22 protein-coding genes are annotated in these 21454 nt (G+C 73.6%); 14 read left to right on the top strand and 8 right to left on the bottom strand.

Annotated features, from left to right (window positions below; all coding sequences use genetic code 11):
* Window positions 1-154: 154 nt before the first annotated feature.
* From NE235_RS35115 to NE235_RS35090, 6 genes are all read right to left on the bottom strand, one after another.
* Window positions 155-928, bottom strand: a complete 774-nt coding sequence (locus NE235_RS35115; protein WP_252810846.1) for an ABC transporter permease — start codon at window positions 926-928, stop codon at window positions 155-157.
* Window positions 925-1614, bottom strand: a complete 690-nt coding sequence (locus tag NE235_RS35110; protein ID WP_252810844.1) for an ABC transporter ATP-binding protein — start codon at window positions 1612-1614, stop codon at window positions 925-927. The genes NE235_RS35115 and NE235_RS35110 overlap by 4 nt, the downstream gene beginning before the upstream one ends.
* Window positions 1593-2162 carry a PspA-associated protein PspAB gene (gene pspAB, locus NE235_RS35105; RefSeq protein WP_252810842.1) on the bottom strand — a complete coding sequence of 190 codons (570 nt, stop codon included), beginning with the start codon at window positions 2160-2162 and terminating at the stop codon, window positions 1593-1595. The genes NE235_RS35110 and pspAB overlap by 22 nt, the downstream gene beginning before the upstream one ends.
* A gap of 36 nt (window positions 2163-2198) precedes the next feature.
* The gene (gene htpX, locus NE235_RS35100) at window positions 2199-3125 is read right to left on the bottom strand and encodes a zinc metalloprotease HtpX (RefSeq protein WP_252810879.1); all 927 of its coding nucleotides are present in this window, start codon (window positions 3123-3125) and stop codon (window positions 2199-2201) included.
* A gap of 74 nt (window positions 3126-3199) precedes the next feature.
* Complete coding sequence (gene pspAA, locus NE235_RS35095) at window positions 3200-3478, bottom strand: PspA-associated protein PspAA (RefSeq protein ID WP_252810840.1); 279 nt, start codon at window positions 3476-3478, stop codon at window positions 3200-3202.
* On the bottom strand, window positions 3475-4305 hold the full coding sequence (locus NE235_RS35090) for a PspA/IM30 family protein (protein ID WP_289849669.1): 831 nt from the start codon (window positions 4303-4305) through the stop codon (window positions 3475-3477). Before NE235_RS35090 ends, pspAA begins: the two co-directional genes overlap by 4 nt.
* A gap of 123 nt (window positions 4306-4428) precedes the next feature.
* On the opposite strand from NE235_RS35090, the gene NE235_RS35085 reads away from it, so the two are divergent.
* A complete protein-coding gene (locus tag NE235_RS35085) occupies window positions 4429-5016 on the top strand; it encodes a DUF3043 domain-containing protein (protein ID WP_252810836.1) in 588 nt (195 codons plus the stop codon).
* Window positions 5017-5040: 24 nt separating this feature from the next.
* Window positions 5041-6042: an aldo/keto reductase family protein gene (locus tag NE235_RS35080; RefSeq protein WP_252810834.1), complete on the top strand. Its 1002-nt coding sequence runs from the start codon at window positions 5041-5043 to the stop codon at window positions 6040-6042.
* 78 nt (window positions 6043-6120) lie between these two features.
* Here the strand turns inward: NE235_RS35080 and NE235_RS35075 are convergent, their stop codons facing one another.
* Complete coding sequence (locus tag NE235_RS35075) at window positions 6121-6333, bottom strand: hypothetical protein (protein WP_252782815.1); 213 nt, start codon at window positions 6331-6333, stop codon at window positions 6121-6123.
* A gap of 398 nt (window positions 6334-6731) precedes the next feature.
* On the opposite strand from NE235_RS35075, the gene NE235_RS35070 reads away from it, so the two are divergent.
* The 12 genes from NE235_RS35070 to lipB all read left to right on the top strand — a co-directional run bounded on the left by NE235_RS35070 (window position 6732) and on the right by lipB (window position 20622).
* Complete coding sequence (locus NE235_RS35070) at window positions 6732-7391, top strand: SCO2322 family protein (RefSeq protein ID WP_252810832.1); 660 nt, start codon at window positions 6732-6734, stop codon at window positions 7389-7391.
* A gap of 64 nt (window positions 7392-7455) precedes the next feature.
* Window positions 7456-8508, top strand: coding sequence for an energy-coupling factor transporter transmembrane component T (locus NE235_RS35065; RefSeq protein ID WP_252810830.1), 1053 nt, complete (start codon window positions 7456-7458; stop codon window positions 8506-8508).
* Window positions 8505-10106, top strand: a complete 1602-nt coding sequence (locus tag NE235_RS35060; protein WP_252810828.1) for an ABC transporter ATP-binding protein — start codon at window positions 8505-8507, stop codon at window positions 10104-10106. The genes NE235_RS35065 and NE235_RS35060 overlap by 4 nt, the downstream gene beginning before the upstream one ends.
* Window positions 10103-11122, top strand: a complete 1020-nt coding sequence (locus tag NE235_RS35055) for an ECF transporter S component (RefSeq protein WP_252810826.1) — start codon at window positions 10103-10105, stop codon at window positions 11120-11122. Before NE235_RS35060 ends, NE235_RS35055 begins: the two co-directional genes overlap by 4 nt.
* The gene (locus NE235_RS35050) at window positions 11119-12069 is read left to right on the top strand and encodes a bifunctional adenosylcobinamide kinase/adenosylcobinamide-phosphate guanylyltransferase (RefSeq protein ID WP_252810824.1); all 951 of its coding nucleotides are present in this window, start codon (window positions 11119-11121) and stop codon (window positions 12067-12069) included. The genes NE235_RS35055 and NE235_RS35050 overlap by 4 nt, the downstream gene beginning before the upstream one ends.
* A 40-nt stretch (window positions 12070-12109) precedes the next feature.
* On the top strand, window positions 12110-12892 hold the full coding sequence (gene cobS / locus NE235_RS35045; protein ID WP_252810822.1) for an adenosylcobinamide-GDP ribazoletransferase: 783 nt from the start codon (window positions 12110-12112) through the stop codon (window positions 12890-12892).
* Window positions 12893-13200: 308 nt separating this feature from the next.
* Window positions 13201-14691 (top strand): leucyl aminopeptidase, encoded by a 1491-nt coding sequence (locus NE235_RS35040; protein ID WP_252810820.1) that lies wholly within the window; start codon window positions 13201-13203, stop codon window positions 14689-14691.
* Window positions 14692-15049: 358 nt separating this feature from the next.
* Window positions 15050-16423, top strand: coding sequence for a dihydrolipoyl dehydrogenase (gene lpdA, locus NE235_RS35035; RefSeq protein WP_252810818.1), 1374 nt, complete (start codon window positions 15050-15052; stop codon window positions 16421-16423).
* Between the two features lie 48 nt (window positions 16424-16471).
* A complete protein-coding gene (gene sucB, locus NE235_RS35030) occupies window positions 16472-17947 on the top strand; it encodes a 2-oxoglutarate dehydrogenase, E2 component, dihydrolipoamide succinyltransferase (RefSeq protein ID WP_252810817.1) in 1476 nt (491 codons plus the stop codon).
* 50 nt (window positions 17948-17997) lie between these two features.
* Entirely contained in the window at window positions 17998-18885 is an 888-nt protein-coding gene (locus tag NE235_RS35025) for a TIGR01777 family oxidoreductase (protein ID WP_252810815.1), read from the top strand.
* Between the two features lie 226 nt (window positions 18886-19111).
* Window positions 19112-19864: a Type 1 glutamine amidotransferase-like domain-containing protein gene (locus NE235_RS35020; RefSeq protein ID WP_252810813.1), complete on the top strand. Its 753-nt coding sequence runs from the start codon at window positions 19112-19114 to the stop codon at window positions 19862-19864.
* Between the two features lie 74 nt (window positions 19865-19938).
* Window positions 19939-20622, top strand: coding sequence for a lipoyl(octanoyl) transferase LipB (gene lipB, locus NE235_RS35015; protein ID WP_252810877.1), 684 nt, complete (start codon window positions 19939-19941; stop codon window positions 20620-20622).
* A gap of 19 nt (window positions 20623-20641) precedes the next feature.
* Here the strand turns inward: lipB and NE235_RS35010 are convergent, their stop codons facing one another.
* Window positions 20642-21145, bottom strand: a complete 504-nt coding sequence (locus NE235_RS35010; protein WP_252810811.1) for a DUF1877 family protein — start codon at window positions 21143-21145, stop codon at window positions 20642-20644.
* Window positions 21146-21454: the final 309 nt, after the last annotated feature.

The raw sequence follows: 21454 nt of genomic DNA, 5'->3' as shown, positions 1-21454 counted from the left end.
CGGGGAGCCAGGCGGTGGGTCTCCGCCTCAAGGTGCTCGATGTAGTAACCGTCATCGAAGCCTCTTATCCGGCTCTGACCAGCGAATTCTGGCTGAACCCCACCATACAGCGTCTCACCGCCGATCCGAGGGCGACCGAGCGGCGGCAGGAGGGCTAACAGCGGAGGCGGTGGGCCTCGTCGAAGAGGGCGGCCTCGGCGAGGCGGGTCGTGACGTACGCGCTGACGGCCGCCGCCGCGAGCAGCATGTACATCACGACGATCTGATAGCGGATCGCGGTCAGCGGATCGACCCCGCCGAGGATCAGGCCGGTCATCGCGCCGGGCAGGGTGATCAGCCCGACGACCTTCGTGGAGTCGACGACGGGCAGCAGCGCGGTGTGCAGCGCGTCGCGGGTGTGCGGCGCGAACGCCTCACGGGCGGTGAGACCCAGCGACAGCCGGGCCTCGATCGCGGCCCGGCCGGACGTCACCGCGTCCCGTACGCGCCGGAGCGCCAGGCCGGCGGCCTGCATCGAGCCGCCGATGATCATTCCGGCGACGGGGACGACGACGCGCGCCTGGGCGGGAATGACGCCGAGCAGGACGAGGGCGAGCAGCGTCGTGCCGCCGCCCGCCGCCAGGCCCGCGGTGGCGGCCACCCGGGACCGGGGCACCCCCGAGCCGCGCCGCCCGGCGACCTGCCCGGCGATGACCACCATGACCGCCGCCCAGGCGAACGCCCCGGGGAGCCCGGCGTACTCGAAGATGGCGAGCAGCAGGGCGCCGACGGCGACGAGCTGCACGCCGGCGCGGACGGCGGCGATGACGAGTTCGCGGCTGATCCGCAGGCGTGCCCGCGCGACGATCCCGAGCGCGACGGCGACCAGCGCGAGTGAGGCGATGACGCCCGGCCACGACGGGACGTGCACCTGAGAGTGCGCGCTCACGAGGACACGGGCCGCAGGTAGGCGATCTGCTCCGGAGGGCCGTGCTCCGCCAGCCGCCCGGCATGAAGGACGAGCACGTCGTCGGCGAGCCGCCGGGCCTGCGCCGTGTCGTGGCTCACCAGGACGGCGGTTCCGCCGGCCGCCCGCAGGTCCTTGACGACCTGCTCGATGGCCTCGGCGCTGGCGTGGTCGAGCGCGGAGGTGGGTTCGTCGAGAAGGAGGACCTCGGGGCGGAGCGCCAGCGTACGGGCCAGGCAGACGCGCTGGGCCTCGCCCCCGGACAGCCCGGCGGTCGGGCGTTCGGCGAAGGCGGGGGGCAGACCGGTCTCGGCGAGGAGAGAGCGCGCCTCGTCCTCCGTCAGATCGGGGCGCCCGACCCGCAGATCGTCCAGGACGGTATCGGTGAGCAGGGTCGGCTGCTGCGCGACGAGGCCGACGCGGCGGCGCAGCGCCGGCACGTCGAGCGCCGGGAGCGGGGTGCCGTCGAGGAGGACACGGCCGCTGGTCGGCTCCAGCATCCGGTTGAGCAGGCGCAGCAGCGTCGACTTGCCCGCGCCGCTGGGCCCGGCGATCGCCGTGCATCGCCCGGACCGGAGCGCGACGCTGATGTCGTCGAGGATGACGGCGTCGCCGTGGCGTACGCCGACGGCCTCGAGGACGAAGGTCACAACCCGGGAGCGCCCCATACCGGGAACCACCGGCTCAGGTCGCCCTCGACGGGCAGGTCCGCGCCGACCGCGCCGCGGACCTGCAGCTCCAGGGCGTTGTCCCGCCTCTCGCCCGGCATCGGGGCGAAGGGGTAGAAGGTGCCGCGCTTGTAGAGGTAGACGAGGCCGAAGCGCCTGTCGTCCGGCCCGGTGAAGGCCACCAGCGAGCACAGCAGTTGCGGGCCGAACCCGCCGGACTCCAGGGCGGCGTTGACCGCGTGGAGGTCCGTGACGAGGCCCTCGAGATCGGCCGGGGCGTGCCGGGCCACCAGCCAGGTGTAGCCGTACGCGTCGGTGCTCAGCTCGACCTTCGGCCCGTCACCGGCGTCCAGGAGCTCGCGCACGTCCTGCTCGATCTGGGCGAACGCCGCGCCCTCGGCGGCCCGGAAGCAGACCGCGCCGACTCCCGTGGGCGTCAGTCCGGCCGCGGCCTCCAGGGTCACGGCCGCGGTCGGCAGCGCGAACAGCCGGTCGAGGTCGGGTCTCTTGGGCTTGGACCGGCCCAGCAGCGTGTCGAGGATTCCCATTAAGACTCCTGGGCTGAAAACAGCGTGTCGCCCATGTCAGACTCCCCGGCCGAGCTGAGCGGAGATCTTGGCGAGCTGTTCGAGCCGCTGGTCCAGCGACGGGTGGGTGGAGAAGAGCGTCGAGATGCTGAGCCCCTTGCTGAGGGCGGGCGCGAAGTAGAAGGCGTTGAACGGCTCGGCGGCCCGCAGGTCCCTGGTCGGGATGCGGGACATCTCGCCGGTGACCTTGGTGAGCGCGGCCGCCAGCGCGGACGGCCGCCCGGTCAGCAGCGCCGCGGCGCGGTCGGCCGACAGCTCGCGGTAGCGCGACAGGGCGCGGGTCAGCAGGAAGCTGATGGCGTAGACCGCGGCGCTGACCCCGATGACGACCAGCAGCACCATCGCGGTGCTCTGGTCGTTGTTGTTGCGGTTCCGGTCGTTGAAGCCGCCCCACAGGCCCCACTCCAGGCCGAACCGCGTGAGCAGGCCGGCCAGGATGCCGAGGAACGACGCGATCGTCATCACCGCGACGTCGCGGTGGGCGACGTGGGACAGCTCGTGCGCCAGCACGGCCTCCAGCTCGACCGTGTCGAGCCGGTGGAGCAGGCCCGTCGTGACGCAGACCACGGCGTTCTGCTGGTTGCGTCCGGTGGCGAAGGCGTTCGGCACGTCGGTGTCGGCGATCGCCACCTTCGGCTTCGGCATGTCGGACATGGCGCAGATCCGGTCGATCACGCCGTGCAGCTCCGGCGCCTCCTCCGCCGACACGACGCGCCCGTGCATGGCGAACAGCGCGAGCCGGTCGGAGAAGAAGTACTGGGCCAGGAGGAAGGCCACGGCGATGACCAGGACGACCAGCCATAGCCGTGGCACGAACACGAAGAAGAACCCGACGAAGGCGATGTACAGCAGCCCCAGCAGGAACATCGTCAGCAGCATGCGCGATGTGAGCCCCCGGTCGGGTGCGAAGCGCGAGCGCTCCATCATGTCCCCTTCCTCCCCGTCCGACGCTTCTTTAGGTAGAACGTGCGGACCGGCCCGCTTGTGCCGTAATGGGGTCAGTCGGGGATGAGCCCTTCGTCACCCAGCATCGCGCGGACCTCCTCCATCGTCGCGTCCGCGGGCGGCAGGATGAGGTCCGACGGCTCGAGCTCCTCCGGCGGCAACGGCTCGCCCACCGTGCGCACCCGTTCGAGCAACGCGTGCAGCGCGCCGCGGAACTGGTCCTCGTCACCGGTCTCGATGGCCTTCTCGAGGTCGGCGTCGAGGTCGTTCAGGGCGGCCAGGTCCCCGTCGGCGACGTTGAGCTGGCCCTCGCCCATCAGCCGGACGATCACTGACCCTCCCCCGGCTGGTACGGCCGCTGGGGCTGCGGCTGCTGATGCGGGGCGGCCTGCTGCTGCGGAGCCGCCTGCCGGCCCTGCGCCTCCTGGCCGGGCGCGGCGTCCAGCTGCTTGGGCGCGGAACCCATGCCCAGCTCGGCCTTCATCTGCTCGAGCTCGAGGTCGACGCCCGGGCCGCTGCCCATGCGGTCGAGCTCGGCCTGGATGTCGTCGCGCGGGCCGGAGTAGTCCTCCAGAGCGCCCGAGGCGAGCAGCTCGTCGATGGCGCCGGCGCGCGCCTTCATGTTCTCGGTCTTCTCCTCGGCGCGCTGGATCGCCAGGCCGACGTCGCCCATCTCCTCGGAAATGCCGGAGAACGCCTCGTTGATCTTGGTCTGCGCCTCGGCCGCCGTGTAGGTGGCCTTGATCGTCTCCTTGCGCGTACGGAAGGAGTCGACCTTGGCCTGCAGGCGCTGGGAGGCGAGCGTGAGCTTCTCCTCCTCGCCCTGCAGCTGCTGATACTGCGCGCGCAGGTCGTTCAACTGGCCGTCCAGGCCCGCACGGCGGGTCAGCGCCTCACGGGCGAGGTCCTCCCGCCCGACCTGCAGCGCCTTCTTGCCCTGCTCGGTCAGCTTGTTCTGCTGCTGCTCCAGCTGGTTGATCTGCAACTCGAGACGCTTGCGCGAGGTGGCGACGTCCGCGACCCCCCGGCGGACCTTCTGCAGCATCTCAAGCTGGCGCTGGTAGGAATAGTCAAGGGTCTCCCGAGGATCTTCCATCCGGTCCAGAGCCTTGTTGGCCTTGGATTTGAAGATCATCGACATTCTCTTCATCACGCTCATCGCGCGTGGCCGGTCCCTTCCGCTGGTGCCTAACAACGCTGCTGGGGTATTCGCTGACCACCCTACGCGTTAACGTCCGAGACAGTCATTATGTTCGCCGCGAGCGCCGGTAGGCTGATCTGCGTGTTCCGACGCCGTACCGATACCGCCACAGAGGAGCCCTCCGCCACCCCCGAGGTCGCCAAATCGGGAGGGAAGGGCCGTCCCACGCCCAAGCGCCGCGAGGCGGAGAGGCGCAACCGCCAGCCGATCACCGCGCCCAAGTCACGCAAGGAGGCCTACGCGCAGGCCCGCGAGCGCCAGGCGCGGGACCGCCAGAAGGTCAAGGAGGGCCTGGCCCGCGGCGACGACCGCTACCTGCCCAAGCGCGACCAGGGGCCGGCCCGCCGGCTCGCCCGCGACTTCGTCGACTCCCGGCGCACGTTCGGCGAGTACTTCATGTACCTCACCCTGCTGATCCTGCTGCTGGCCATGGTCGCGCCGCTGACGATCAAGGCGTACGTCTACCAGTTCGGCTGGCCGGTCATGCTCGTGCTGATCATCGGCGAGTCGATCTACCTGGGCAGGCGGGTGAAGAAGCTCGCCCAGGAGCGCTGCCCCGACGACAACCTCCGCGGCCTCGGCTTCTACACCGCGACCCGGTCGATGCAGATCCGCCGGTTCCGCATGCCGCAGCCGCGCCTCAAGCCAGGGCAGAAGGACCAGGTCTGACCTCTCCCGCTTAGGGTTCCGGGCATGGAGTTCCGTCATTTGGGCCGCAGTGGCCTCATGGTCAGCGAAATCTCGTACGGCAACTGGATCACGCACGGCTCCCAGGTGGAGGAGGACGCCGCGAAGGCGTGCGTCCAGGCCGCCCTCGAGGAGGGCATCACCACCTTCGACACGGCGGACGTCTACGCCGGAACCCGCGCGGAGGAGGTGCTGGGCCGCGCGCTTAAGGGCCGGCGCCGGGAGTCCCTGGAGATCTTCACCAAGGTCTACTGGCCGACCGGCTCCGGCCCGAACGACCGCGGCCTGTCCCGCAAGCACATCTTCGAGTCGATCCACGGCTCGCTGCGCCGCCTGCAGACCGACTACGTCGACCTGTACCAGGCGCACCGGTTCGACCACGAGACGCCGCTCGAGGAGACCCTCAAGGCGTTCGACGACCTCGTACGCCAGGGCAAGGTGCTCTACATCGGCGTGTCGGAGTGGCGCGCCGAGGAGATCGCCCGGGCGCTGAAGATCGCCGATGAGATGGGCCTCGACCGGATCGTCTCGAACCAGCCGCAGTACAACATGCTCTGGCGGGTCATCGAGTCCGAGGTCGTGCCGCTGTGCGAGAAGGAGGGCGTCGGGCAGATCGTCTGGTCGCCGATCGCCCAGGGCGTGCTGACCGGCAAGTACGCGCCGGGTGCCGCGCCGCCCGCGGGGTCGCGCGCCACCGACGAGAAGAGCGGCGCCGGGTTCATCAAGAGGCTCCTGGACGACGAGGTGCTCACCCGCGTGCAGCGGCTCAAGCCGCTCGCCGAGGAGGCGGGCCTGTCGATGGCGCAGCTCGCCATCGCCTGGGTCCTGCAGAACCCCAACGTCTCCTCGGCCATCATCGGCGCCACCCGCCCCGAGCAGGTGCGCGACAACGTGAAGGCCTCCGGCGTCACGCTCGAGGCCGACCTGCTGCAGCGCGTCGACGAGATCCTCGCGCCGGTCGTCGAACGCGACCCGGCCAAGACCGTCAGCCCGTCGCGCCGTCCGTGACCGCGGCGTCCGCCGGGTACCCCCTTCCGGGGACCCGGCGGACCCCGGCGGCCGCGTACCGCGCCGCCGGCGCGGCGCTCAGCCGGCCTCGGGGTGGAGGCTCATCGGGCCGTACTCCACCCGCCCGTCCTCCAGGAGGGACACCTGGTCGACGCCCGCCTCCAGGAGGCCGCGCCAGTTCTCCCCCACCCAGGACTCCGCGTCGGCCTGGGTGGTCCAGGTCTCCTCGCCGAAGCCGGGAGCCTCCACCGGTGTCCCGTCGGACTTCTCGTACCGCCAGCTCCAGGGCATCGCTCTCCTCATTCCCGTCCGGCTCGCCCGGCTCGGCGGGCCGCCTCGACCGCGAGCCGCCTCGGCCACGGGCCGCGGCGGCCTCCGAGGCCGGCGTCGCGCGCGGACCCGCCTCATGATCCGCAGGTTACCGGGGCCGGCCGTTTTGACGCCGTTCACCGCCCCGTGGTCAACTCATCGGCAGCAGCACACGCGCCGTCGCGGGGGAAGCCGGTCCAAGTCCGGCGCTGACCCGCAACCGTAGGCCGTACGGGCGTCCCGCCCGGCGGCGAGCCGGAATGCCCGGGCCGGCGCGAGCGGCTCCGTCGTTCCGTCGTGGTCTGCGGATGGAGTCCGGGCGCGTGCGGCATCGAGTGCGCCCGCTTCACCGGGGACCACCCGCCCCCAGAAAGGCGCCCATGCCGAAGATCGCAGCCGGCCGCCCCGCCACGAAGATCGTAACGGGTCTCCTCACCTCCGCGCTGGTGTTCGCGCCGATGTCCGGCGCGCACGCCGACGGTGCGGCGTTCTGGGGATACTGGCAGGCCAAGGGCGGCACGTGGGCCTTCGCGAGCACGGGCCCTGCCCAGGCCCATCCCAAGGACGGCGCCGTCGAGGGGTGGCGGTTCGCGAAGTCGAGCGGGAACACCGGGACCCCGCCCCGCGACAAGCCGGACTTCGCCGCCGTATGCGGGTCCGGGAGCGGCACCCCGGCGGGCAAGAAGCGCGTCGCCGTCGTCATCGACTACGGCGAGGCCGGCGACGCCCCGAAGGGTCAGGTGCCGCCCGCCGCGAAGCGGTTCTGCGCGACCGTCCCGGAGAACGCCACGGGCTCCGACGTCCTCGCCGCGGCGGGCGCCCCGCAGGCGGACAAGAGCGGCCTGATCTGCGCCATCGACTCCTTCGGGACCTGCGCCATACCGATCGCCCCGTCCCCCACCGCGGCCGCGACCGCGAAGACGGCCGCGGAGAAGAAGAAGGACTCCGGGACACCCGTCGGGCTGTACGCCGGGATCGGCCTGGTCGTGGTCGTCGCCGCGGGCGGCGGTCTCGCCGCGGCGCGGCGGTCGCGCCGATGAGCGGGCGCGGCGAGCGCATCGGGAGCACAGCACCTCTGGTCCCCCCTCCGACGAAGGAGGAGCCATGACCCGGCGGGTGCATCCCGGCGCCTGGTGGCTGTGGGCGCTGGGGCTCGCGACGGCGGCCACCCGGACGACCGACCCGCTGCTCCTGCTCCTGGTGGGGGCGGTGACCGGGACCGTGGTCGCGGTGCGCCGGACCGACGATCCCTGGGCGCGGGCGTACGGGATGTTCCTGCGGATCGGCCTGTTCGTGGTCGTGGTGCGGCTGGTGTTCGGGGCGGTGTTCGCGGCGCAGGCGCCGGGCACCACGCTCGTCACGCTGCCGTCGGTGACCCTGCCGTCCTGGATGGCGGGGCTGCGGGTCGGCGGGCCGGTGACCGCCGAGGGCCTGACCGTCGCCGGGTACGACGCGCTGCGGCTCGCGACCGTCCTCGTCTGCGTCGGCGCGGCCAACGCGCTGGCCGCGCCGAGCCGGCTGCTGAAGTCGGTGCCCGGTGCGCTGTACGAGGTGGGCGTCGCGGTCGTCGTGGCGATGACGTTCGCGCCGCAGGCGGTCGCGCACGTCCGCCGGGTCCGCGACGCGCAGCGCCTGCGCGGCCGCGCCGACCGGGGCATCCGGTCGCTGCGGCGGCTCGCCATGCCGGTGCTCGAAGGGGCGCTGGACCGGTCCGTGCAGCTGGCCGCCGCGATGGACGCGCGAGGGTACGGGCGTACCGCCGCGGTGCCCCGCGCACGGCGGCGGGCCACCGCCGCCCTGGTCCTCGGCGGGCTCCTCGCGGTGTGCGCGGGACTCTACGGCCTCCTCGACGGGCAGGCGCCGGCGGCGCTGGGCACGCCGGTGCTGCTCGCGGGGACGGTGTGCGCCGCGGCCGGCCTGTGGCTGGGAGGCCGCCGCTCGCCGCGGACGCGGTACCGGCCGGACCCGTGGGCGCTGCCGGAGTGGGTCACCGGCGGCTCCGGCGTGCTGGCCGCCGCCGCGATGACCGTCGCCGGCCTCATCGGCACCGACGGCCTGCGGCCCGTGCCGGGAACCGTCCCCGGCCTGCCGGCGCTCCCGGCCGCCGGCGTGCTGGTCGCCCTCGCCCCGGTGCTCCTGCGGAGGATCCGGGCATGATCCGCTTCGACCGGGCCGGTTTCCGCTACGGCGGGACACCGGTGCTCACGGACGTCGACCTGGAGATCGAGGAGGGCGAGCTGTGCCTGGTCGCCGGGCGCACCGGCACCGGCAAGTCCACGCTGCTGCGCGCGGTCGACGGCCTGGTCCCCCACTTCACCGGCGGCACACTGACCGGCCGGGTGACCGTCGCCGGCCGGGACACCCGCGACCACCCGCCCCGCGAACTCGCCGACGTCGTCGGCTACGTCGGCCAGGACCCTCGCGCCGGGTTCGTCTCCGACGTGGTCGAGGAGGAGCTGGCGTACGGCATGGAGTCCCTGGGGCTCGCGCCGGACGTCATGCGCCGGCGCGTCGAGGAGACGCTGGACCTGCTCGGCCTGGCCGGGCTGCGGGACCGCCCGCTCGGCACGCTGTCCGGCGGGCAGGCGCAGCGGGTCGCGATCGGCTCGGTGCTGACCACGCATCCGAAGGTCCTCGTCCTGGACGAGCCGACGTCCGCGCTGGACCCGGTCGGCGCGGAGGACGTCCTGGCCACGCTGCAGCGCCTCGTGCACGACCTCGGCCTCACCGTCCTCCTCGCCGAGCACCGCCTGGAGCGGGTCGTCCACCTCGCCGACTCGATGGTGCTGCTGCCCGGCGGCGGCCGGCCGCCCGTGTACGGCCCGACCGGCGCGATCATGGTGGAGTCCCCGGTGGCGCCGCCCGTGGTCCGGCTGGGACGGCTGGCCGGCTGGACGCCGCTCCCCCTGTCCGTACGGGACGCCCGGCGCGCCGCCGCTCCCCTGCGCGAGCGCCTCGCCACGGCGCCGCCGCCCGTTCCGTCCGCGCCGGGCGGTGAGCGGCGGACGCTCGCGTCCGTCCACGGCCTGGAGGTCCGGTACGGCCCGGTGCCGGCGTTGCGCGGCGTCGACCTGTCCGTCGCCTCCGGCGAGGTGATCGCCCTGATGGGCCGGAACGGCGCCGGGAAGTCCTCCCTGCTGCGCGCCCTGGTCGGGCTCCTGCGCCCGGCGGGCGGGCGGGTGCGGGTCGGCGACGCGGCGCCGCACGAGACGCCGCCGCGCGTCATGGTCCGCACCGCCGGCCTCGTCCCGCAGGACGCCGCCGACCTGCTGTACGCCGAGACGGTCGCGGCCGAGTGCGCGGCCGCGGACCGCGACATGGCGGCGGAGCACGGCACCTGCCGCTCCCTCTTCGAGCGTCTCGCGCCCGGCGTCGATGACGCGCTGCACCCGCGCGATCTGTCCGAGGGGCAGCGGCTGGCCCTCGCGCTGGCCGTGATCCTGACCGGACGGCCGCCCCTGGTCCTGCTGGACGAGCCGACGCGCGGCCTGGACTACACCGCCAAGGAACGCCTGGCGGAGATCGTCCGCGACCTGGCGGCCGGTGGGCACGCGGTCGTCCTCGCCACCCACGACGTCGAGCTGGTCGCCGAGGTCGCCACGCGCACCGTGGTCGTCGCCGAGGGCGAGATCGTCGCGGACGGCCCGACAGCCGAGGTCGTCGTGTCCTCGCCCGCGTTCGCCCCGCAGGTCGGCAAGATCCTCGCTCCGGCGCCGGTCCTCACGGTGGACCAGGTCAGGGAGGCGCTGTCGTGAGCCCGGTCCGTACGCGGGGACGGTCCGGGGCCGCCACGGTCCCGGTCCGGCTGCGGGCGCGGTCCGGGGCGGCCCTGCTGCTGGTGTCGCTGGCGGGACTGGTCGCGTTCTGCTGGCCGCTACTGGTCGCCCCCGGGGCGCGGATCGCCCAGTCGACGTTCGCGCCCTGGATCTTCGTGCTGCTCCTTCCGCTGCTGCTCGCGGTGGCGCTCGCCGAGGTCGCCGAGGGCGGGATCGACGCGAAGGCGATCGCGCTGCTGGGCGTGCTCGGGGCGGTCGGCGCGGCGCTCCGGCCGCTCGGCACGAGCGTCGCCGGGTTCGAGCCGATGTTCTTCGTGCTGGTCCACGGCGGACGGGTGCTGGGCCGCGGGTTCGGTTACCTGCTGGGGTCGGTGACGATGTTCGCCAGTGCCCTGATCACGGCGGGCGTGGGGCCGTGGCTGCCGTACCAGATCCTCGGCGCGGCCTGGGTGGGGTTCTTCGCCGGGTGCCTGCCGCGACGCCCCCGAGGGCGGTTGGAGATCGCGATGCTCGCGGCGTACGGCGCGGTCGCCGCGTTCCTCTACGGCTGGCTGCAGAATCTCGGGCTGTGGCCCTTCGCCGGCGGGATGTCGAGTTCGATCTCCTTCCACCCGGGCGCTCCGCTCACCGACAATCTCGGGAGGTTCGTCGCGTTCGACCTCGCCACCTCCCTCGGGTTCGACCTGCCACGGGCGGTCTTCACCGCGATCCTGGTGGCCGTCACCGGCCGCCCGGTGCTCCTCGCCCTGCGCCGGGCCGCCCGCCGGGCGGCGTTCGAGGCTCCGCCCGGCCGCCGGCCCGCCGACGGGCGGGCGGACGGCGAGCGGCCGGACCACGGGAACGTGGACCACGAGCGCCCGCAGCACGGGCGGGCGGACGACGGACACGTGGACGGCGGACGCGCGGATCAGGAGCAGGTGGACGACGGGCCCGTGGACGGCGGGCGAGCGGACCACGGACCGGTGGGCGACGGAGGGACGGGCGACGGGCGGTGAGCGTGGAGATCGACCTGCTCGGCACGGCCGGGCCGCGCGGCTGGCCCGAGCCCGGCTGCCGCTGCTCCTCCTGCACGCGGATGCGCGCGGCGCGCCGCCGTGTCGAGCCGACCCGTGTCCTCCTCGACGGGGTCCCGCTCGACGAGTGCCGCCGGAGCGAGGTACCCGGCGGATACGACGTCCGCACACCGCGCGGGCACCGGGTCCTGTTCGCGGCCGGGCCGGGCGCCCGCCCCGAACCGGCCGGCCCGGACCCGTACGACGCCGTGCTCCTGGACCTCATCGGCGACCCGTCGCACCTCGGCCGGCTCCGGCGCGCCGGTGCGGTGACGGACCGGACCCGGATCGAGGCCGTCCACGTCGACCACCGCGTCGCGTCCCCGGCCGAGCTGGAGCGCCGGCTGGAGCGGTGGGTCCGTCCGGCGTCCGGGCCGTGGCGGTCGCTGATCCTGGGCGGCGCCCGGTCGGGCAAGTCCGAGGAGGCCGAACGCCGGGTGATCGCACACCCCGACGTGACGTACGTCGCGACCGGGATCATGCACGCGGACGACCCGGAGTGGCGCGACCGGATCACCGCGCACCGGCGGCGCCGCCCCCGCTGGTGGGAGACGGCCGAGACGGCCGACCTGGCCGGCCTGCTGCGCCGGGCGCAGGGCACACTCCTCATCGACGGGATGGGAACCTGGCTGACGGCGGTGTTCGACGAGCTCGGCGCCTGGGAGCGCCCCCAGGCGGTGACGCCTCGCCTGGACGAGCTCCTCGGCGCCTGGCGGTCCACGCGGGCCCACGTCGTCGCGGTCAGCGACGAGGTCGGCCTGTCGATCGTGCCCGGCACCGCGAGCGGGCGGGCCTTCCGTGACAGTCTGGGACGGCTCAACCAGCGCCTGGCCGCCGAGTCGGAGGAGACCTCCCTGGTCGTCGCCGGCCGGGTCCTGGACCTGCCGTGACCGCCGGGACGCGCGACGGCGGAGACGCCCGGAGGACGTCGTGAGGGAAGAGAACCGGCGAGTCCACGGCGCGGAGGGACTCCGCCTGGCGGTGTCGCTGCTCACCGTCGTCCCGGTGCGGTGCGGCCGGGTGGACCGGGACACCGCCCGGCGGGCGATGACGCTGGCCCCGGTCGCCGGTCTTCTCGTCGGCGTCGCGGCCGCCGTGGTGCTCACGGTCGCGGGCCTGCTCGGCGCCGGGCCGCTGCTCGGCGCCGCCCTGGCGACCGGGGCGACCGCCCTGCTCACCCGCGGCCTGCACCTGGACGGGCTGGCGGACCTCGCCGACGGGCTGGGCAGCGGGCGCCCGGCGGAGGACGCCCTGTCGATCATGAAGCGGTCCGACATCGGGCCGTTCGGGGTCATCACGCTGGTGTTCACCCTGCTGATCCAGGTCGCCGCCCTCACGCAGGCCCCGCACCGGGCGGTCGCCGTGACCGTGGCGGCCGTGACCGGGCGGCTCGCGGTGACGTGGGCCTGCCGCGCGGAGGTTCCCGCCGCCCGCCCGGAGGGCCTGGGCGCCCTGGTCGCCGGCACGGTACGGCGCCGGGACGCCGCCGCGGCGACGGCGGCCGTCATGGTCGCCGCGGCGGTCGCGGGGCTGCTCGCCGGAGGCGCGCGCCCGGCCGTCCTCGCCCCGGTGGCCGTGGCGGCCGGGCTCCTGGTCTCGGCCGCGCTGCTCCGGCACGCGGTACGCCGCCTGGGCGGGGTCACCGGAGACGTCCTCGGCGCGCTCGTGGAGGCGTCCGCGACCACGGCGATCGTCGTGCTGGCGGTGGCGTGAGCGTGGGCCGGGGTGACGGCGTCGGAGGAGGCGCGGGAGCGTCCCGAGAGTGAAGCTCCCGCGCCGGTGCGGAACGCGCCCTGGCCCCGGCGCATCCGATGTCCCGCCGGCCGCCGTCCCGGAGACGCGCCGCCGCTGCCCGCTTCCCCTCGGCCAGATGCGGCACTGGGTCGTCCCAGGACGACGGGGCCAGTCGAGGCATGGTAATCGACCGGTCGGGGGCGAAGGTCCGGCCGGTGCCGGCCGAAGATCGCCCAAGTCCGTGGACTCGAACAAAGAAGTGCGAGGCAGGACTACCATCGGGCTGTGTGACGAACCTCAGCCTTGCCAACGCTCAATCCGCCTCCCTTGACGTCGACGCCGTCGTGGTCGGCGTCGTGACCGATGACTCCGGACCGGCCTTGGCGCCCGGTGCCGCAGGAGTCGACGAGGCCTTCCAGGGCCGTCTCGTCGACGCGCTGAGCGGGTTGGGCGCAGCCGGCAAGCCGGGTGAGGTCACCAAGATCCCGACGTTCGGCAACCTGGCCGCCCCCCTGGTGGTGGCCGTCGGGCTGGGCGAGTCGTACGACGCCGAGGCGCTGCGCCGGGCGGCCGGTGCCGCGCTGCGCTCCCTCGCGGGTTCCGGCTCGGTCACGGTCCTGCTGCCCGCCGCCACCGCGGAGGAGGTGGCGGCCGTCGCCACCGGCGCGCTGCTCGGGAACTACGCCTACCTCAACTACCGGACCGGCGACGGTGACAAGCGCCCGGTCTCGGACATCACCGTGGTGACCGAGGCGGACACGAACGCCGAGGTCCAGGGGGCCCTCGACCGCGCCCGGACCATCGCCGAGGCCGTCTCCCTGGTCCGCGACCTGGTCAACGCCCCGCCCTCCGACCTGAACCCCGAGGCGCTCGCCGACACCGCGCGCCAGGTCGGCGAGGAGGCCGGCCTGTCGGTCGAGGTCCTCGACGAGAAGGCCCTGGTCGAAGGCGGTTACGGCGGCATCGTCGGCGTCGGCCAGGGTTCGGTCAACCCGCCGCGTCTCGTCCGTCTCGCCTACGAGCACCCCGAGGCCACCAAGACCGTCGCGTTCGTCGGCAAGGGCATCACGTTCGACTCCGGCGGCCTGTCGCTCAAGCCCAGCGAGGCCATGGACTGGATGAAGTCCGACATGGGTGGCGCCGGCGCCGTGCTCGGCGCGCTGAAGGCGATCGCCGCCCTGGGCCCGAAGGTCAAGGTCGTCGGGTACCTCGCCATCGCGGAGAACATGCCGAGCGGCACCGCTCAGCGTCCCTCCGACGTGCTCACCATCTACGGCGGCAAGACCGTCGAGGTGCTCAACACCGACGCCGAGGGCCGCCTCGTCATGGCCGACGCGATCGTCCGGGCCGGCGAGGACGAGCCCGACCTGATCGTCGACGTCGCCACCCTCACCGGCGCCCAGCTCGTCGCGCTCGGCACCCGGACGGCCGGTGTCATGGCCAACGACGACGACGTGCGCGAGATGGTCGTCGGCGCGGCCGGCCGCGCCGGCGAGTCCGCCTGGCCGATGCCGCTGCCCGAGGAGCTGCGCAAGGGCCTGGACTCCGCCGTCGCCGACATCGCCAACATCAGCGGGGAGCGCTGGGGCGGCATGCTGGTCGCCGGAATCTTCCTCAAGGAGTTCGTGCCGGACGGCGTGCGCTGGGCGCACCTCGACATCGCCGGCCCGTCCTTCAACCAGGGACAGCCGTACGGCTACACGCCGAAGGGCGGCACCGGGGCCGCCGTCCGTACGCTCGTCCAGGTCGCCGAGGACCTCGCCGCCGGCGCCCTGTGACCGGTGAGCGCGGTGGGCCCGGCGCGCGGCGCGCACCGGACGGGCCCGGACCGGCCGCGGGCGACGGCGCGTCCCCGCCTGGCGTCCCGGTCCGGTGGGCGGACCGGCCGGACGGCGCCTCCCTGCCCTGGGGGGGCGGACCGGCCGGACGGCGCCCCGCTGTCCGGGCGGGCGAGGCGGCCGGGCGGCACCGCCGTGGCCGGGCGGATGACCCGGCCGAGCGGCACCGGCCCGGCCGGGCGGACGGCGCGAACGGGAGCCGCTGTCCCGGCCCGGCGGCCGGAAGTGGAAAGATGCGTGCGGGAAAAGAAATCGCTCCGGGCCGGAGGCGCCCGAGCGGGCATCGAAGGAGCGTCCTGTGTCGAATAGCCCCTACGACATCGTCGTCCTAGGTGGCGGCAGCGGCGGATACGCGTGCGCCCTGCGGGCGGTCGAGCTGGGTCTGAGCGTCGTACTGATCGAGAAGGACAAGCTCGGCGGCACGTGCCTCAACCGCGGCTGCATCCCGACCAAGGCGCTGCTGCACGCCGCCGAGGTCGCCGACCAGACGCGCGAGTCGGCCACGTTCGGGGTCAAGGCCCGCTTCGAGGGCATCGACCTGCCGGCCGTCCACGCTTACAAGGACAGGGTCGTCGGCACGACCGTGAAGGGCCTGACCGGGCTGATCAAGTCCAAGGGCATCACGATCGTCGAGGGCGAGGGCCGGCTGACCGGTCCCACCACGGTCCAGGTCGGCGACACGACGTACGAGGGCCGGCACATCGTGCTGGCCACCGGCTCGGTGCCCCGGTCGCTGCCCGGTCTGGAGATCGACGGCGAGCGTGTCATCTCCAGCGACCACGCCCTCGTGCTCGACCGGATCCCGCAGTCCGTGGTCGTCCTCGGCGGCGGCGTCATCGGCGTCGAGTTCGCGAGCGTGTGGCGGTCCTTCGGCGCCGAGGTGACGATCGTCGAGGCGCTGCCGCACCTGCTGCCGCTGGAGGAGGAGTCCAGCTCCAAGCGGCTGGAGCGGGCCTTCCGCAAGCGCGGCATCAAGTTCGAGCTCGGCGCGCGGTTCGAGAGCGTCAAGCACACCGAGTCGGGCGTCATCGTCACCCTTCAGGGCGGCAAGACCATCGACGCCGACCTCATGCTCGTGGCCGTGGGCCGCGGTCCCGTCTCCGAGGGCCTGGGCCTGGAGGAGGTCGGGGTCGAGACCGAGCGCGGCTTCGTGAAGGTCGACCAGTACTGCCGCACGAACGTCCCGACGATCTCGGCGGTCGGCGACCTGGTCCCGACGCTCCAGCTCGCGCACGTCGGCTTCGCCGAGGGCATCCTCGTCGCCGAGCGGCTCGGCGGCCTGGACCCCGCGCCGATCGACTACGACGGTGTTCCGCGCATCACCTACTCCGAGCCCGAGGTCGCGTCGGTGGGCGTCACGTCCGCGGTGGCCCGGGAACGCGGTCATGACATCGTCGAGTTCACCTACGACCTGGCCGGCAACCCGCGGAGCAAGATCCTGGGTACGCAGGGCGAGGTCAAGGTGATCGCGGCCAAGGACGGTCCCGTGCTGGGCGTGCACATCGTCGGCAGCCGCGTCGGCGAGCTCATCACCGAAGGCCAGCTGATCTACAACTGGGAGGCCCTGCCGTCCGAGGTCGCCCAGCTCATCCACCCGCACCCGACCCAGTCCGAGGCGATCGGCGAGGCTCATCTCGCGCTCGCCGGCAAGCCGCTGCACGTCCACGGCTGACCCGCCCGTACCAAGACACGAAGTATTCACAGGGAGTCGCTGAGAACCATGCCGGTCTCCGTAACCATGCCCCAGCTCGGCGAGAGCGTGACCGAGGGCACCGTCACCCGCTGGCTCAAGAAGGAGGGTGAGCGCGTCGAGGCCGACGAGCCGCTTCTCGAGGTGTCGACGGACAAGGTCGACACCGAGATTCCGTCGCCGGCCGCGGGTGTCCTGAGCAGCATCACCGTCGCCGAGGACGAGACCGTGGAGGTCGGCGCGGAGCTGGCCGTCATCGCCCAGGAGGGCGAGGCGACCGCCGACGCCGCCCCGCAGCAGGAGCAGGCCGAGCCCGAGCCCGCCCCGGCCCCGCAGGCCGCCCCGGCGCCGCAGCCCGAGCCGCAGCAGCCGGCCGCGCCGTCCTGGCCCCCGGCTCCGGCCGCGCAGCCGGCCGCCGCGGCGCCGCAGGCCCAGCCGGAGCCGCGTCAGGAGGCCCCCGCGCCGGCGCCCGCGCCGCAGCAGGAGACGGCCGCCGAGCAGCCGTCGGGCGAGAGCCCCTACGTCACGCCGCTCGTCCGCAAGCTGGCGGCCGAGCACGACGTGGACCTGGCGACCGTCAAGGGCACCGGTGTCGGCGGGCGCATCCGCAAGCAGGACGTCCTGGAGGCCGCGCGGGCCAAGCAGGCGCCGCCGCAGCCGCCGGCGCCCGAGCCGGCCCCGCAGGCCGCTCCGGCGCCCGCGCAGGCCGCCCCGGCCGCGGCGCAGGCTCCGGCCGGGGCGGCCGCCCGTCCGGCCGTGCCGGTCCCGGCCGAGGTGTCGCGTCTGCGCGGAACCACGGAGAAGATGTCGCGGACCCGTCAGTCGATCGCCCGCCACATGGTGGAGTCGCTGCAGGTGTCGGCGCAGCTGACCACGGTCGTCGAGGTAGACGTCACCAGGATCGCGCGGCTGCGCGAGCGGGCCAAGGACGACTTCCTGGCGCGGGAGGGCGTGAAGCTCAGCTTCCTGCCGTTCTTCGCCCAGGCGGCCGTCGAGGCCCTCAAGGTGCACCCGAAACTCAACGCCGTCATCAACTCCGAGACCAACGAGGTGACCTACCACGACGTCGAGAACCTCGGCATCGCGGTGGACGCCGAGAAGGGCCTCATGGTGCCGGTGATCCACAACGCCGGTCAGCTCAACCTCGCCGGCCTGGCCCAGCGGATCGCGGACCTGGCGGAACGGACCCGCACCAACCGGGTCAGCCCCGACGAGGTCACGGGCGGCACGTTCACGATCACCAACACCGGCAGCCGTGGCGCGCTGTTCGACACGCCGATCCTCAACCAGCCGCAGGTCGGCATGCTCGGCACCGGCGCGGTCGTCAAGCGCCCGGCGGTCATCGACGACCCGCAGCTCGGCGAGGTCATCGCGGTGCGCTCGATCGTGTACCTCGCGCTGACCTACGACCACCGCCTGGTGGACGGCGCCGACGCCGCGCGGTTCCTCACCACGGTGAAGAATCGTCTGGAGGAGGGCAACTTCGAGGCCGAACTCGGCCTTTAAGGTCTGTGTCGGCTCCGCCTTTGGTTCGGTCCGCTAACTAAGCTGCGGTCGTGCAGATCGCCATCACCGGTTCGACCGGACTCATCGGTCAGGCCCTCGTCCGCGCGCTGCGCGACGAGGGCCTGACCGTTCTCAGGCTCGTACGACACCGGCCCGCGGCCGACGACGAGGTCCGGTGGGACCCGTTCGGGGAGGTGGACACGGCCTCTCTGGAGGGCGTCGATGTGGTCGTCCATCTCGCCGGGGCGGGCGTCGGCGATCGCCGCTGGACCGACTGTTACAAGCAGGAGATCCGCGACAGCCGGGTCGAGGGCACCCGCACGCTCTGCCGGGCGCTGGCCGCCATGGACGACCGGCCCTCGCTCCTGGTGTCCTCCTCCGCGGTCGGCTACTACGGCGACACCGGCGACCGTACGGCCGACGAGGACGACCCACCGGGCGAGGGATTCCTGGCCGGGGTGTGCCGCGACTGGGAGGCGGCCACCGCGCCGGCCGCCGAGGCCGGGATCCGCGTCGTGATCCCGCGCACGGGCATCGTCCTGGCGCGGGAGGGCGGCGCGCTGGGCCGGACGCTCCCGCTGTTCCGTGCGGGGCTCGGCGGACGGCTCGGCAACGGCCGCCAGTGGTTCAGCTGGATCTCCCTCACCGACGAGGTCGCGGCGCTGCGGTTCCTCATCGGCGGTCCGCTGGACGGACCGGTGAACCTCACCGCCCCCGCCCCCGTGACCAACGCCGCCTACACCACCGCCCTCGGCCGCGCGCTGCACCGCCCGACCCCGTTCGCCGTGCCGCCCTTCGCGCTCCGGCTGGCCCTCGGCGGGCTGGCCGACGAGGGCGTCCTCATGAGCCAGCGCGTCGTCCCCGCCCGCCTCACCGCGGCGGGTTTCGGCTTCCGGCATCCGGACCTGCCGTCCGCGCTCGCCGAGATCCTCTCCTGAACGCCGGGGGCGCGCTCCCGGCTCCCCGGGGGGGATGGTGTCGTCTCGCCCAGGAAGTCGCAACGAACGCCCCACTCCCCTGCGCGGCACGGCTCCAGGGCCGTACCGTGACGGGTGGCCGCCCGGCGCGGAGGGCGAACGGGCGATGAGACCGGGCCGCCCGGCGCGGCGGGCCGAGTCGGCGGTGCGGGACGTCCGGCCGCCCAGCGAGGGGAGAGCGCGCGAGATGAGCACCGACGGTAAACCGCACATCGTGGCGATCGGCGGCGGCGGCTTCGTCCCCACCGACCGTCACGGGCTGACGCCGAGCCCTCTCCTCCGGTACGCCCTGGACCTCACCGGCCAGGACCGGCCCCGGGTCTGCTTCCTCGCGACCGCGCTGGGCGACGCCGCCGACGCGATCGCCCGCTTCTACGCCGCGTTCGCCGGGACGGACGCCGAGGTGAGCCACCTGGCGCTGTTCCCGATGCCGAACCACGAGGACCCGGCGGCGCACCTGCTCGCCCAGGACTTCGTCTACGTGTCGGGCGGAAGTGTCGCGGGCCTCCTGGCCATGTGGCGCCTGCACGGCCTCGGGGAGGCGTTCGCGGAGGCGTGGCGGACGGGCGTCGTCCTGTGCGGGCAGAGCGCCGGAGCGTTGTGCTGGCACGTCGGCGGCACCACCGACTCCTTCGGCCCGCAACTGCGCCCCCTCACCGACGGGCTGGGCCTGCTGCCCTACTCCTGCGGCGTCCACTACGACAGCGACCCGCAGCGCCGGCCGCTGCAGCAGCGTCTCGTCGCCGAGGGCACGCTGCCCGACGGGTACGCCGCCGACGAGGCGGTCGCGCTGCACTACGTCGGCACCGAGTTCGTCCAGGCCGTGTCGTACGTCGAGGGCCAGGGCGCCTACCAGGTCGCCGCGGACGGCTCCGGCGGCGTCAAGGAGACCCGCATCGAGCCTCGGCTGCTGGCGTCGTTCGCGAAGGACGTACGCTGATGGTCGTGAGCGTCAGCGAAGATTCCACCACGACCGTCCTCGGCGACCGCTCTGAGAACAACGGCGCCGGCGACCTGGTCTTCATCCACGCCGGCTTCGGCGAGCGGGCGATCCCGTACGAGGAGGCGTGGGAGCTGCAGCGCCGGCTGCACGAGCGGCGGGTCGCCGACGAGATCCCCGACGTCTGCCTGCTCTTGGAGCACCCGCCGGTCTACACGGCCGGCAAGCGCACCGAACCGCTGGACCGGCCGATCGGTGACGCGGGCGCGCCGGTGATCGACGTCGACCGCGGCGGGAAGATCACCTGGCACGGCCCCGGCCAGCTCGTCGGCTACCCCATCGTCAAGCTGCGGGAGCCCGTCGACGTCGTCGCGTACGTCCGCACGATCGAGGCGGCGCTGATCGACACCTGTGCCGACCTGGGCCTGGTCACCAAGCGGGTCGAGGGGCGCAGCGGGGTGTGGGTGCCCGGCGTCCCCGACCGCAAGGTCGCGGCGATCGGCATCCGGGTGTCGCGTGGCGTCACGATGCACGGCTTCGAGATCAACTGCGACTGCGACCTGAGCTGGTTCGACAGGATCGTGCCGTGTGGCATCCGCGACGCGGGCACCACGTCGCTGTCCGCGGAGCTGGGCCGCGAGGTCACCGTGCCGGAGGTCCTTGCTCTGACCGAGGTGCGGCTCGCCGAGGCGCTCGACGCGTCCGGCACCGCGCACCGTTCGCTCGACGCGATGCTCGGCCGTCCCGTCACCGCCTGACGGCGGCCGCGGGTGAGGGTCAGCCCATCGCCTTGAAGATGATCTGCCCCTCCGCCGATGCTGCCTCGAAGAAGCGGGTGAGCCGCTCGTACACCACGCGCAGCTCACCGTCGCGGATCGCCTCGGCGGGCTCGCCCACCCAGTCCTCCGCGCCCTGGACGCCGAGCTCGGCCATCCGCTCCGCGTCATAACGTCCGGCGATCCGCGCGAACTCGGTCGCGGCGAGGTGGTCGGCGGCCAGTTTGACCCGCTCGGCGTTCAGGTAGATGACGTCGACGCCGAGTTCGTCGGCGCCGTCCTCGGTGAGCAGCCGCCCGCCGCAGACCACGTCCGCGGCCGGGTGCGGGCCGTCCCAGGGATCGCCGGTCAGCAGGTAGTGCAAGGCCTGCCACGCACCGGCGACGGGGAGGACGGGGTGCTTCTCCCGCCACTTACCACCGCCGAACACCGCGCGGGCGCGGGCCCCCGGATCGCCTCCGCCCTCGGCCTCCGGAAGCCTGAGGTACGTCATGGCCACTCGCACGCCTGACCTCCGTCATACATCATCCGCACGCGACACCCACGTCACCTTAGAGAGATCGACAGCTACTTATGGTGAGAACGAGATAAAACACCGATCTCAACCTCCCGCCGGCGTCTCGGCGAGCCGACGTGCGGGACGGAGCCGACGCCGTTCGGGTCGCGGCCGCGCGTTTCCCGGAAGATCGTCCACTATGGCACCGCATTGCGCAACACGGGCCAATACGGACATACCCTGAACAGGTGACAGCCGTATCACCTGAGGGCCGGAAGCTGCTGCGGGTCGAGGCCAGGAACGCCGCGACCCCGATCG

Source organism: Actinoallomurus spadix (assembly GCF_024055725.1).
Lineage (GTDB): Bacteria > Actinomycetota > Actinomycetes > Streptosporangiales > Streptosporangiaceae > Actinoallomurus > Actinoallomurus spadix.
Note: the sequence above shows the minus strand (reverse complement) of the source record. Positions and strands in the feature narration are given on the sequence as shown.

Excerpts from the sequence above, each read along its gene's own strand:
- NE235_RS35075 (WP_252782815.1), bottom strand. The coding sequence starts at position 6,333 with ATGCCCTGGAGCTGGCGGTACGAGAAGTCCGACGGGACACCGGTGGAG.
- sucB (WP_252810817.1), top strand. The coding sequence starts at position 16,472 with ATGCCGGTCTCCGTAACCATGCCCCAGCTCGGCGAGAGCGTGACCGAG.
- htpX (WP_252810879.1), bottom strand. The coding sequence starts at position 3,125 with ATGGAGCGCTCGCGCTTCGCACCCGACCGGGGGCTCACATCGCGCATG.
- NE235_RS35065 (WP_252810830.1), top strand. The coding sequence starts at position 7,456 with ATGACCCGGCGGGTGCATCCCGGCGCCTGGTGGCTGTGGGCGCTGGGG.
- NE235_RS35070 (WP_252810832.1), top strand. The coding sequence starts at position 6,732 with ATGCCGAAGATCGCAGCCGGCCGCCCCGCCACGAAGATCGTAACGGGT.
- NE235_RS35110 (WP_252810844.1), bottom strand. The coding sequence starts at position 1,614 with ATGGGGCGCTCCCGGGTTGTGACCTTCGTCCTCGAGGCCGTCGGCGTA.
- NE235_RS35020 (WP_252810813.1), top strand. The coding sequence starts at position 19,112 with ATGAGCACCGACGGTAAACCGCACATCGTGGCGATCGGCGGCGGCGGC.
- pspAB (WP_252810842.1), bottom strand. The coding sequence starts at position 2,162 with ATGGGAATCCTCGACACGCTGCTGGGCCGGTCCAAGCCCAAGAGACCC.
- NE235_RS35060 (WP_252810828.1), top strand. The coding sequence starts at position 8,505 with ATGATCCGCTTCGACCGGGCCGGTTTCCGCTACGGCGGGACACCGGTG.
- NE235_RS35090 (WP_289849669.1), bottom strand. The coding sequence starts at position 4,305 with ATGAGCGTGATGAAGAGAATGTCGATGATCTTCAAATCCAAGGCCAAC.
- NE235_RS35080 (WP_252810834.1), top strand. The coding sequence starts at position 5,041 with ATGGAGTTCCGTCATTTGGGCCGCAGTGGCCTCATGGTCAGCGAAATC.